Source organism: Deinococcus yavapaiensis KR-236, from assembly GCF_003217515.1.
Lineage (GTDB): Bacteria > Deinococcota > Deinococci > Deinococcales > Deinococcaceae > Deinococcus_A > Deinococcus_A yavapaiensis.
This window is the reverse complement of sequence record NZ_QJSX01000007.1, coordinates 60,594-72,977: the sequence shown is the minus strand read 5'-3', so window position 1 is coordinate 72,977 and position 12,384 is coordinate 60,594. Positions and strand designations below refer to the sequence as shown.

The following is a 12,384-nucleotide window of genomic DNA, read 5'->3' as shown; positions in this document are numbered from 1 at the left end:
CTACTGTGACACTTGCCCACTTCAAGACCGTGCATGCTCGCTCTGCCTTGGATTGCTTTCGTCCCGAGGGAGGGCGCCCCACCGCCCACGCGGCCCACCGACCGTCTCGCTTCATTCGGCTCGCGCTTCCATGAACGCGGCGGACGTCCAGTCGAACCCGCCTCTATCCATCCGAGCCAGTACGTCCAACCGACCGAACGACGAAGGCTCGGACCGAGCAGGACGAAACGAGAGTGACCGTGACCATTTCAGCAGAAGCCCGGACGAACGAGATGCGTGCGCTTTTGGCGTCCCTCGAACAATACCGGCTCGAAGAGCAAGCTCAAGCCCTGCAGGAAAAAGACGAGCGTCGCCGCGCGTGGCATGACGGTCGGGCGTCCGCGTACGGAGACGTCGTCGAGCGCCTCAAGGGGTTGCTTTGCTTGCAGGACGATCCGCCGCCTCTCAGCAACTGACCGAGGCGCGGTTCGGGAATGAGAGGCGAGGGCCGACGTGGACATCGGCCCTCGCCTCTCATTCCGTGGTGCTCGTCTTCGCGGCGCCTCCTCGCACCCTCCCCCGAATTCGGCGAACGCGACGCGCCCCATGCTTGTGCCGAGCGGAAGCACTACACTCGGCGCAGGGGCCGCCATGAATCGCGATCCAATGAGCTCGTTCCATCCGCCGTCCGCCCGAATTCCGCTCGGCGGGGGGGAAGCCTCGAAGGGTACGTGCCCATCGGCACCTTGGGACGCGCGGCCCTCCCGCTGACGAGATGCCCGATTCCTCGCCGCTCGAACTCGCGCTGCTCATCGGTCTACAGGGCGCCGGGAAGTCCACCTTCTACCGCGCACGCTTCGCGGTCACGCACGTGCTCGTCAGCAAGGACCTCTTCCCGAACAACCGCGACAAGTCACGGCGGCAACGCCAACTCGTCAGTGAGGCTTTGCAAGCGGGACGAAGCGTGGTCGTGGACAACACCAACGCGGCGGTGGAAGAACGCGCGGACCTCGTCTCGATCGGACGCGCTTTTGGCGCGACCGTCACGGGGTACTTCTTCGTACCGGACGTGCGTGGCTCGCTGGCGCGCAACCGAAACCGCGAAGGCAAAGCGCGCGTGCCGGACGTCGCCGTGTTCGCCACCTCGAAGCGCCTGCAGTCCCCGACGTTCGCCGAGGGCTTCGACGCGCTCTTCGACGTGCGCCTCGAAGGTGACACCTTCTCGCTGCAAGAAAGACCACGAGAAGAACAACGATGACTTCGAAAGACGCAGGCACGCTGGAGGCCCATCACAAGGCCGACCTCCTCCCCGGCGCATGAACCGTGTTGCGCGTCCACGGTCATGGCTTCTCGAAGTTCACCGCCGCTCACTTCGCCGCACCATTCGACGAACGTCTCGGCCACTTCGTGATCCAGACGCCAAGGGCGCTGCTCGAAATACCGGGAAGCGTACGACAAGAACGGCTTCGATCTCCTCACGACCGAAAGTCCGCGCCGCCGTGCGAGTGCGTCGGATACCACGAATGGCCGCCACGGCGGAACACCTCGCTTCGACGCTGCCACGACGCTTCGGGCAAGAAGCACTTCAGCACCTGCACGCGTGCCGTTGTAGCGCCCGCTCACGCAGCCTGAGCATCCCAACGAGTGACCGAATTACATGGTGTTGCGCCGTGACCGAAAGGACGCGTCTCCTCGAAGGCTTCGACACGGACTACAGTAGAAAAACACGACCACGCCAGCCTCTCACGTCCTTGACCCGCGCGGACCCGCCCGACAGGAGCTTCTCGATGACGACCCCAGATCGTGCCGCCTCACCACCTTCACGCTTGCTGCGGGCATTCGACGCCCTCAACACCCGCGTCATGAAGCTCCCGCCGGGCGCGCCCTACACCGTCACGCGCGCCGTGCCGATCTCCATGCGTGACGGCGCTCGCCTGCTCGCGGACGTGTACACGCCGACGGGAAACGTGCGAGGCACGCTGCTGCTTCGCAATCCTTACGGTCGCAGCGACCTCCTCGCCGCGACTTTCGCCACGGCGTTCGCCGCGCGCCGCTACCGCGTGGTGTTGCAAAGCACGCGCGGCACCTTCGGCTCGGGCGGCGGTCCGTTCGAGCCCATGGCGCGCGAAGTCGAGGACGGCGCGGACACCGTCGCGTGGTTGCGCGAGCAGCCGTGGTTCGACGGCACCTTCGCCACGCTGGGCGCCTCGTACCTCGGCTTCACGCAGTGGGCGCTGCTGATGGACCCACCACCCGAACTCAAGACCGCCGTCATCCAGATCGGCGTACACGACGTCTACCACTCCGCGCACGGCGCGGGCGCCTTCCGCCTGGACTTGCTGCTGTCGTGGTTCGACTCCGTCTCGCGGCAAGAACGCGGCACCCTCGGCCTCCTGATCGACCGCGTTACGGCGAAACGGCGTCTTGACCCCGCGTTCGACGCGCTGCCCCTCCTTCCGGCAGGCGAGCATCACCTCGGTGGGGGACCGTTCGCGGCGTCGTACGCGAACTTCCTGACGCGAACGAACGCGAACGATCCGTACTGGAAGTCGCGGCGACTCGGGGAAGCCTTGGAGCGCGTTCGCGTTCCCGTGCTGCTGATAGGCGGGTGGCAAGACATCTTCCTCGATCAGACCTTGACGCAGTACGCTCGGCTGCACGAACGGGGCGTGGACGTCGCCCTCACGGTCGGGCCGTGGGCCCACGGCGAGGGCAACGACGTCATGACGCGCGAAAGCCTGGAGTGGTTCGACGAGCACCTCGGCGGAAAAGCTCGTCGTCGCGCCGCGCCCGTACGGGTGTTCGTCACGGGCGCGAAGACGTGGCGTGACTTGCCCGCGTGGCCCCCGCCGACCCGTCCGAGCACGCTGTACCTGCACCCCGGCGGCGCGCTGAGCGCCGACCCGCCGCCCGCCACCGCCGCGCCGTCCACGTTCACGTACGATCCGGCGACGCCCACCCCGACGATCGGCGGGCAGCTCTTGACGAACGGCGGGTACCGAGACGTCCGCGCGCTTTCGGCCCGCGCGGACGTCTTGACGTTCACGAGCCTTGAGTTGACCGAGCCGCTGGAAGTGGCGGGCGTACCCGAGGTGGAGCTCGCGCACCACAGCGACAATCCGCACGCGGACGTGTTCGTGCGTTTGGTGGAAGTGGACGCGCGAGGTGGAAGTCGTAACGTCAGCGACGGCTTTCGCCGTTTGAGCGACGCGGACCGGACGTCGAGCGTACGCGTGGCGCTCGACGCGGTCGCGCACCGCTTCGCGGCCGGGACGCGCGTGCGCGTGCTGATCTCGGGTGGTTCGCATCCTCAGTACGCGCGCAACCTCGGCACGGGTCTCGACCCGGCGTTGAGCGCGCGCATGGCGGTGTCGCACCGGATCGTCGCGCACGGCGAAGGAGGCGTGTCGAGCCTCATCCTGCCCGTGACGTCTTGATGACGTAGCGTGGTCCCGCGCGTCCGCAAGCTTCCTCTCCTCGTCCTCCCCGACGGTCTGTTCAGCGACGCTCGGTCGGCCCGACCCTGACGGGCGTGACTCGAAAGCAGCCGAGGGTGCACGGAGACTCGCGTGAACCGGGAGAAGTACGTGCGCGCGGGCGTTCCGTCGAGGACGACCGGGCCGTTTCCGAGGGGCGAAGCGTCGTGCGTCGTGATTTGCGAGGTGGCAGGTGAGGTCAGGCAACGAGCGCGAGTCGGGCCGTTCGGTACATGCAGTCTTCCGCGTTGCCTCGACGATACGAACTCACGAGCGGCGAGTCGTCGAAGGTCACGGCGCGGCGAGCGAAAAGACGCTGGCTCGATTCGAGCGGTCTCAGTGGTCGCGCTCGGGGGTGCGGTGATCGAGTTGGAGGTCGGCGAAGCTCGGTAGGCTCAGCACGCCTTGCCAATACGCCTGGACCGTCTCCAGCACCCGCGTGTACTCCTGGTATGTTCCCGGCTTCACCACGTACCCGCTGGCCTGCGCGTCGTACGACCGATGCACGTCCTCCGGGCGGTCCGACGTGGACAGCACCAGGACCGGGATGCTTCGCACCCGCTCCAGCTGCTTGACTTGCGCGAGGAACTCGTGTCCGTTCATCACGGGCATGTTCAGATCCAGCACCACGAGATCCGGGCGCGGCGCGTCCGCGTGCTCACCTTGGCGGGTGAGGAAGTCCAGCGCTGCTTGGCCGTGTTCGACGTGATGAACCGTCATGCTGCCGCCTACCTCGGCGAGCATGTCTTGAAAGAGGGCCGCGTCGGCGAGTTCGTCCTCGACGAGCAGCAAGGTGAAGGATTTGGAACGCATTTCCTTAGCCTACGGCAGTGCCGGCCCCGTTCGAGTTGCAGATTCGACTGACAGTGCTCGCCAGTCCTTGATGCTACCTTAAGGCGTGGTCACGGCCGCCACTCCCGACCGATTCGCGATTGGCGCGTTCGACGCCCTTTGCGCGAACATCGCCATTCTCGACGAGAACGGCGAGATTCTCGCCGTGAACCGCGCGTGGGCGGCATTCGCGCGCGAAAATGGCGATGACGGTCGCAGCGGCGTCGGATCGAACTACCTGCGCGTCTGCGACCAAACTCAAGGTGAAGACCGCGACGACGCGCTTCGCATCGCCGGGGGCATTCGTGACGTTCTCGCGCAGCGCGTCAAGACGTTCGAGTTGGAGTACCCTTGTCACTCGCCGACCGAGGAGCGCTACTTCGTCGCGCGGGTCACGCGCTTCGAGCAGGACGGCACGTGCTTCGCGGTCGTCACGCACGAGAACATCACGCGCCGAAAGCACGCTGAACTCGAGATTCTCAAGCTCAACCGCACTTTGGAGGCGCGCGTGCAGGAGCGCACGCGTGAAGTCGAGGCGAGCAAGTTGGCTTTGGAAGCGAAGAACGCGGAGCTCGAGCGGCGCAACCGTGATCTTTCGCAATTCGCGTACGTCGCCTCGCACGATCTTCAGGAACCGCTGCGCATTCTCGGCGCGTACGCGGACATCCTTCGGCACCGCTATCAAGGCAGGCAGCTCGACGAGCGGGCCGACGCGTACCTCATGCACATCAACGAGCAGGTGTTTCGCGCGCGGCAACTCGTGCGTGACGTCTTGACCCTCGCCAACGTCACGGACGAACCGCCTCTGGGCACGCTGGACGTGCGGCGCGTGTGGGAGGACGTGCGCCGCGCGTTGCCGTGGCCGGAGGACGCGCACGCGGAGTGCGGGAGTTTGCCGCTCGTGCAGGGAAACGCGGCGCAAGTGCGCCAGCTTCTCGCGAATCTGCTCGGCAACGCCTTGAAGTTCCGCCGCGAAGAACCGCTGAGGGTGACTTTGGCGGCGTGGAAGATGGGCGCGTGGGTGCATTTCGCCCTCGCCGACAACGGAATGGGCATCGACCCGAAGTACGCGGACAAGGTGTTCGATATGTTCCAGCGATTGCACAACCGCACCTTGACGGGTGGAAACGGCATCGGCCTCGCCGTGTGCCGCCGCGTCGTGGAGCGGCATGGAGGCCGCATCTGGATCGAACCGCACGAGGGGAGCGGCACGACGGTACGCTTCACCCTGCCCTCCGCTGACTTAGAGGCGTAAGAGTCCGTCGGGCACGACCCTTCGTTCGCGACCGAGTCGGCGAATCGGCGTGGACGGCTCGATTTGGCTGCTTTCGTCAAGATGAGTAAATTCTTCATACTCTCTTGATTTCGAGAAGAATGGAGTGAGGTCATGTCATTCGGACGTGCCGCCTTCGTAAAATTTGCAGTACTTCGATGACGACACCCGACCATGCCTCCTCTCCCGTCGACCTTCCGGCAGTTCTCGACAGCCTGCCCGACGCGTTCTTCACTGTCGACGAGACATGGCGCATCACGTACGTCAACGAACATGGCGCGGTTTTCGTCGAGCAAGCTGTCGAGGCGCTCTTGGGCAAGAATCTCTGGACGCTCTTTCCCGACTTGCTCGGGACGCCTTTGGAAGCCGCCGGACGCCGAGCGATGCACGAACGCCTCACCATCGACGTGGAGGGCCTGTTTCCTCGGCGTGACGCTTGGTTGGCGATGCGTATCTTTCCGTACGGCGACGGGCTGGGCGTGCATTTCCGTGACATCACGCAACGCAAGCACGACGAGACGCTTCGCGCCCGCCTGCAAGACCTCGCCCGTGAAGTCTTGCAGACGACGGGCACGGCGGACGTCACGCGCCTCGTTTTGCAGCGAGCGCTGGACTTCACGGGCGCCGATTCGGGCGTCGTGATGCGGCTCGTCGAGGGCGGCGAGCACTTCGAAGTGCTCGCCGCCCTCGACGCGTCGGGACGCGCCTCGTCTCCTTCGCCGCACGTTCGCGCGGACGACGACTCGCCCGCAGCGCTCGCCCTTCGCGCCGGAGCCCCGATGTTTTTGAGCTTCACCGCGCTCCAACCGCCTCGCGAAGCGTTCGAACGCGCGCAACCGCTCGCCGTCGCCGCCTTGCCCTTGCAAGGGAAAACGCGCAAGGTCGGCGCGCTCGTCCTCGAGTACGATCACGAGCGGACGTTCGGTGAAGCCGAGCGCGTCGTCCTGGCGGACTTGGCCGCGCACACCGCGCAGGCGTTGGAGCGAACTCGGGCGCTGGAGCACGAGCAGGCGTTGCGGGCAAGAGCCGATCTCCTCGCGTACGCGGGCGAGTTGCTGTCCTCCTCGCTCGATCCGCAAGCGGTACTTCACGACATCGCGCACCTCGTCGTGCCTCGCCTCGCCGATTGTTGCGGCGTCTTTCTCCCGAGCGACACCGGGGAACTGAGACCGCTCGTCGTGACGCACAAGGACGCCGCGTGGCTTCCGAGCCTCGAGGCGTACTGGCAAACCTATCCCGTGCCGCCCGACGCGCCCGCCGGTGTCGGCTTGGCGTTCCGTACGAACGAGGCCATCCTCCTGCCCGTCGTCAACGTGGCGGCGCTGCGTTCGATCCTGCCCGCCGAGCAAGTGGACTTCATCGAGCGCATCGAGTTACGCTCGGTGATCGACGTGCCGCTCGTCGCTCGCGGACGGGCGCTTGGCGTCCTCGAACTGCTCACCTTCGGCGAGGAACGCACGTACACCGAGGAGGATTTGCGCGTCGCACAAGACCTCGCGCGCCGCGCCGCCTTGGCGTTGGACAACGCGCAGTTGCATCAGCACACCCAGCGTGAACTCGCCCAACGCCAACAAGCGGAGCGGACGTTGGCCGAGCTCAACGCGACGCTCGAAGACCGCGTCGAGGAACGTACGTACCGCTTGATCAAAACCAGCGAGGAACTCTCGGCCCGCAATCGGGTGTTCGAAGCGTTCACCTCGCTCGCTCGCGAACTCGTCGTCGAAGCGAACGCCGAGCACTTGATTCGCTCGGTGCAGCGAGGTCTGCTCGACCTGCTTCCGGAAGCGACGATCGTCACCTACACGCACGCGGCGGGTCGGTGGCACGTGCGCGCCGTGGACGAGACGCACGCCTCGCGTTTCATCGACAGCATCCCGGACCCGGCCGAGGAGCGAAGGGTGGCGGCGCTACTCCGACGAACACTGAAGCTCGGCACCCCGCTGTACTTGGAGGCCGCCGAGGTGACGAACTTGCGCGCCAGGATTCCTCTTCCGACTGACATCACCGCGTTGGCGCTCGTGCCCGTTCCCGCCGTGTCGAACGAAACGACGATCCTCGTCGTCGGACTCGCCCGCCATCCCCGCTGGACGACGCGTGACCGCGTCGTCCTCGAGACGGCCGCGCGACAACTGCACCTCGCGCTCGAACGCGTCAACGCGATGGCGCTCGTGCAGCAGCAACGCGCGGCGCTCGAGCGGCGCGCGGACGAACTTCAGCTGCTCAATTCTGACCTCGAGGCGTTCACCCACTCGATCTCTCACGACTTGCGCGCGCCCGTGCGTCACATCCTGAGCTTCTCGCGTCTGCTCGAAGCGCGCGTCACGACTTTGGAAGGACGCGACCGCAAGTTTCTCGACACCATTCGCCTCTCCGCCGAGCGTATGAGCGAGATGATCGAAGGTCTGCTCGCCTTCGCCCGCGCGGCAAGGCAACCGCTGACCTTCACCGAGCTCGACTTGAACGAACTCGTCGATCAAGTGCGCCGCGACCTCGAGCCCGAGCAGGAAGAACGAAGCGTTCTGTGGCGCGTGGCGCCCTTGCCGCGCGTTTTCGGCGACGCGGCGACGCTGCGCATCGCGTTCGCCAACTTGCTCGGCAACGCCCTGAAATACACCCGCAACGTCTCGGAGGCTCTTATCACCGTGCGCGCGAACGTCATGCCGAGCGAAGTCGTCGTGACCATCGAGGACAACGGCGTCGGCTTCGATTCACAGTACGCCGCCAAGCTGTTCGGCGTGTTCGAGCGGTTGCACACCGACACCGAATTTGAAGGCGTCGGGCTGGGCTTGTGGACGGTGCAGCGCATCGTCACTCGGCACGGCGGACGCGTTTGGGCGACGGGCGAGTTGCATCGAGGCGCGACCTTTCACGTGGCGCTTCCCCGCCAAGAAGGCGGGCTCCATGACGCTTGACCCCCGCGAGTTTCCACGGCACATCCTGCTCGTCGAAGACAACGACGACGACGTGATGCTCGCTCAGCGAGCGCTCGCCGAGCGTGGCGCGACGCAAGTCACGGCCGTGACGCGCGCCGCGCAAGCGCTCGACTACCTGTACCGCCGCGGCGAGTACGCCGACCGAGCCGAAGACGACCCCGCGCTGGTGGTCTTGGACTTGAGTTTGCCCGACGGAAGCGGTCTCGACGTGCTGCGTCAACTGCAGAACGATCCGCGTATGCGCCACATTCCCGTCGTGGTGCTCACCGTGTCCGAAAAGGACGCGGATCGCTCGGAGAGCTACGCGGCGGGCGCGAGCGTCTTCTTGCAAAAGCCTGTGCAGTACCAAGACTTCGTGGCGACCATGCGCGCCATCGGCCGCTTCTGGCGAGACTTGCAGTTCGGCGAGGAGGAAGGTTCGTGACGCCCGACCCGGTCCTCGCGCGCCGCCTGCTCGAAGAAACGTTCGAGCACGCCCCGATGGGCTTGGCCGTGTTCGACACGCACTTGCGGTACGTGCACATCAACGCGGCCCTCGCCGCCCTCAACGGCCTTCCTCGGGAAGCGCACTTGAACCGCACCATCGAGGAGGTGCTGCCGCACTTGCCGCGCACCTCGACGCTCAGCCTTCGGCGCGTCTTGGAAACGGGCGTCGCGTCCATCAACGAGGTCATGAGCGGTTTCGTACCCGCCAGTTCCGAGCGACGCACGTGGAGTACCACGCAGTACCCGCTGCGTGACGAAACCGATCGAATCGTCGGCGTCGCCCGCGTCGTCGTGGACGTGACCGAGCAGAAGCGAGCGGAGGAGATGCAACGAGAGCAAGCCGAACTGCTCGCGCTCGCCAACGAAACCGTGATCGTCCGCACGCCCGACAGCGTCATCACCGCCTGGAATGGCGAGGCGGAAAAGATGTACGGCTACACCGCCGCGCAAGCCCTCGGACGAAATAGCCACGCGCTGCTTCGAACGGTGTTTCCGATATCACCCGACGCCGTCATGGCCGCCTTGCTGAACGAGGGGTTCTGGCAAGGAGAGTTGCGGCACGAACGCGACGACGGGGAGGTCGTTCACGTCCTGAGCCGCCAAGCCTTGCAGCGAGACGCCGAGGGCACGCCACGCGCGATTTTGGAGGTGAACTGGGACATCACGTCTCGTGTGCGCGCCGAGCAGGCTTTGCAGCAAGCGAACGTCACGCTCGAACGACGCGTCGAGGAGCGCACGGCGGAGCTCAGCGTGTTGAACGAGCAACTCGAGGCGTTTTCGTACACGGTCGCGCACGACTTGCGCACGCCCCTTCGCTCCATGCAAGGCTTCGCGGAAGCCGTGCGAGAAGACTACGGGGCGGCGCTCGACGAGGACGGGCGCGACATGCTGCGCCGCATCGCGCAAAGCGCCGCGCGCATGGACGCGTTGATCCACGACTTGCTGGAGTACAGCCGCTTGAGCCGCGTGGAACTGCCGCTCGAACCCACCGCGCTCACCGCGCTGTTCGACGTCGTCCTCGAACACCTGCACGAACTGCTCGCTTCGAAGCACGCGCGGGTGCAAGTCGCCAACGACCTTCCCGTGGTGCTCGCACAACCGAAGACGTTGCTGCTCGTCGTGACGAATTTGCTGACGAACGCCGTGAAGTTCGTGCCGCCGAGCCGGACGCCCGCCGTGGACGTGTGGAGCGAACTGCACGGCGAGTACGCACGGATTCTCGTGCGCGACAACGGAGTCGGAGTGGAAGCGCGACATCAAGAACGCATTTGGCGGGTGTTCGAACGGCTCCACACGACCGAGGAGTATCCGGGGACGGGCGTGGGCCTCGCGATCGTGAAGAAGGGCGTCGAGCGTATGTACGGTCGTGTGGGCGTGACGGCGACTCCGGGTGAAGGCAGCTGCTTTTGGTTCGAGTTGCCCGTCGTGCGGACATCACCGTGATTCCGCGGGTGGTGTTGGTGGAGGACAACCCGGATGACGTGTTGTTCATTCGGCGAGCGTTTCACAAAGCCAACCTCAAAGTGGACTTGGTGGTCCTCAGCGACGGAGAGCGCGCCGTGGCGCACCTGAGCGCGGATCACGCCGTGGCGTTGGTGCTGCTGGACGTGAAGTTGCCGCGCTTGTCGGGCTTGGAGGTGCTGACGTGGCTGCGAACACAACCTCACTTGGCGGTGGTTCCAACGGTGATGCTGACGTCGTCGCGCGACGCGCGGGACGTGCAGGGAGCGTACGAAGCGGGAGCGAATTCGTATCTGGTGAAGCCGGTGCAATCGGCGGCGTTGGATCAGTTGATCGCCACGCTCGGACTGTACTGGCTGCGACTGAACACGTCACCCGACGACTGAAGACGAACGACGATGGCCGCCGCGATTCGCGCGGGCAGCATACGTTCCACTACCGCGCCGATAGCGCGGAGTTGCGATTCGCACGCGTCCTCTCCCCCGCTCGCATATTCATCGCAGCGGCGACGCGACTCGCGTGCATCCGCGCGAGTGGAGTCAAACGGGCGAACAGTTCGAAACGAAAGATCACCCCTCCCGGTCGGGAGGGGGACGAATCGACGGTAGAGCCGCGAATCACGCGAGGCGCGGTTGGCGCGCGAGGAGGAGGACCTTGACGAGTCGAAGGAGGTTCGGGCGGGCGTGCGGCGTAGAGGCGGCACGGGCTTGGCGGGCGCGTTCGGCTTCGGCGCGGAGCTCCTCGGCGCGGTTCTGGGCGACGTACGATTGGGCGTTCATCCTCGCCTCCTTTCGCCGGTCGGTGTTCCTTCTCGGCTGCCTTCATGATGCGCGTGGAGGACCTCCACGCGCATCGGCGCAGTAGCGCACCCATCACTAGGTCGAAGAGCGGAGGCGAGGCGTACACCAAGACCTCGTTTCCTCCCGTTCCACGTCCTCGCGCGCCGCGGCCGTGACGCGACGCTTCCGAATCGGGAGCCGGGTACACTACGCGAGTGGTGACAGAAACGAACCTTCGGCTTCCGGACGGTCGAACGCTTCACGTGTACGACACGGAAGCGACTTCGAGGCGCGAGCACTTCTGCGTGTTCTGGCATCATGGAACGCCGAACATCGGGGCGCCGCCCGCGCCCCTGCTCGCCGCCGCCGCCGATCTCGGCCTTCGCTGGCTCTCGTACGACCGGCCCGGCTACGGCGGCTCTACCGCCAAGCCGGGCCGAGACGTCGCCTCTGCCGCCTCGGACGTCGCCGCCATCGCGGACGCGCTGGAGATCGAGCAATTCGCGGTGATGGGTCACTCGGGCGGCGCTCCGCACGCCCTCGCCTGCGCGGCGCTACTTCCGGAGCGGGTCCGGGCGGCCGTCAGCATCGCCGGACTCGCTCCCTTCGACGCGCAGGAACTCGATTGGTTCGCAGGCATGTCCGAGGCCAGCGCGGCGTCTCTTCGCGCGGCGTCGGCGGGACGCGCCGAGAAGGAACGGTACGAGGCCGAGGCCGTCTTCGATCCCGCCGTGTTCACGGCGGCGGACCACGCCGCTCTGGCGGGAACGTGGTCTTGGCTCCTCGACGTGGTGAATCCCGCCGTGGCGGCGGGTCCAGGCGCCTTGATCGACGACGACCTCGCGTACGTGGCGCCTTGGGGCTTCGATCCCGCGCAGGTGAACGCGCCCGTGCTGCTCCTCCACGGCGAGGACGACCGGATGATTCCGAGTTCGCACGCTCGTTGGCTCGCGCGACGCTGCCCCAGGGCGGAGTTGCGGTTGTGCGTCGGCGAGGGGCACATCTCCGTGCTGAACTTCGGCGTGACGGCCCTGCAGTGGCTTCGCGCGCACCTCGGCTGACTCGGCACCAGTGAAGGCGAGCGAACTCGAGCCTCGCCGACCCCGACCGGTCGCATCGCTCCCGCCTTTTCGTGGAGCGGTCGTCGACGTGGGCGTTACGACGGC

The 12,384-nt window shown here is 66.1% G+C and carries 11 protein-coding genes; 9 read left to right on the top strand and 2 right to left on the bottom strand.

All coding sequences use genetic code 11. The annotated features are described in order from the left end of the window. Positions 1–239: 239 nt before the first annotated feature. From DES52_RS10205 to DES52_RS10195, 3 genes are all read left to right on the top strand, one after another. Complete coding sequence (locus tag DES52_RS10205) at positions 240–455, top strand: hypothetical protein (RefSeq protein WP_146237248.1); 216 nt, start codon at positions 240–242, stop codon at positions 453–455. A gap of 299 nt (positions 456–754) precedes the next feature. Further along, the gene (locus DES52_RS10200) at positions 755–1,237 is read left to right on the top strand and encodes an ATP-binding protein (protein WP_110886717.1); all 483 of its coding nucleotides are present in this window, start codon (positions 755–757) and stop codon (positions 1,235–1,237) included. Positions 1,238–1,766: 529 nt separating this feature from the next. Continuing rightward, the gene (locus tag DES52_RS10195; RefSeq protein WP_110886716.1) at positions 1,767–3,416 is read left to right on the top strand and encodes a CocE/NonD family hydrolase; all 1,650 of its coding nucleotides are present in this window, start codon (positions 1,767–1,769) and stop codon (positions 3,414–3,416) included. A 375-nt stretch (positions 3,417–3,791) separates the two neighbouring features. Here the strand turns inward: DES52_RS10195 and DES52_RS10190 are convergent, their stop codons facing one another. Next, positions 3,792–4,268, bottom strand: a complete 477-nt coding sequence (locus DES52_RS10190; RefSeq protein WP_110886715.1) for a response regulator — start codon at positions 4,266–4,268, stop codon at positions 3,792–3,794. Between the two features lie 85 nt (positions 4,269–4,353). Between DES52_RS10190 and DES52_RS10185 the strand changes: the two genes are divergently transcribed. The 5 genes from DES52_RS10185 (at position 4,354) to DES52_RS10165 (ending at position 10,825) form a co-directional block, all read left to right on the top strand. After that, the gene (locus DES52_RS10185; RefSeq protein WP_110886714.1) at positions 4,354–5,541 is read left to right on the top strand and encodes a sensor histidine kinase; all 1,188 of its coding nucleotides are present in this window, start codon (positions 4,354–4,356) and stop codon (positions 5,539–5,541) included. Between the two features lie 176 nt (positions 5,542–5,717). Next, entirely contained in the window at positions 5,718–8,471 is a 2,754-nt protein-coding gene (locus DES52_RS10180) for a GAF domain-containing protein (RefSeq protein ID WP_110886713.1), read from the top strand. Then, on the top strand, positions 8,461–8,916 hold the full coding sequence (locus tag DES52_RS10175) for a response regulator (protein WP_110886712.1): 456 nt from the start codon (positions 8,461–8,463) through the stop codon (positions 8,914–8,916). Before DES52_RS10180 ends, DES52_RS10175 begins: the two co-directional genes overlap by 11 nt. Continuing rightward, positions 8,913–10,421: a sensor histidine kinase gene (locus DES52_RS10170; protein ID WP_110886711.1), complete on the top strand. Its 1,509-nt coding sequence runs from the start codon at positions 8,913–8,915 to the stop codon at positions 10,419–10,421. Before DES52_RS10175 ends, DES52_RS10170 begins: the two co-directional genes overlap by 4 nt. Then, on the top strand, positions 10,418–10,825 hold the full coding sequence (locus DES52_RS10165) for a response regulator (protein WP_110886710.1): 408 nt from the start codon (positions 10,418–10,420) through the stop codon (positions 10,823–10,825). Before DES52_RS10170 ends, DES52_RS10165 begins: the two co-directional genes overlap by 4 nt. A 231-nt stretch (positions 10,826–11,056) precedes the next feature. Here DES52_RS10165 and DES52_RS22900 read toward each other — a convergent pair whose 3' ends face one another. Further along, a complete protein-coding gene (locus DES52_RS22900) occupies positions 11,057–11,218 on the bottom strand; it encodes a hypothetical protein (protein ID WP_170130988.1) in 162 nt (53 codons plus the stop codon). A gap of 218 nt (positions 11,219–11,436) precedes the next feature. On the opposite strand from DES52_RS22900, the gene DES52_RS10160 reads away from it, so the two are divergent. Beyond that, positions 11,437–12,279, top strand: coding sequence for an alpha/beta fold hydrolase (locus DES52_RS10160; protein WP_245900896.1), 843 nt, complete (start codon positions 11,437–11,439; stop codon positions 12,277–12,279). Positions 12,280–12,384 lie beyond the last annotated feature (105 nt).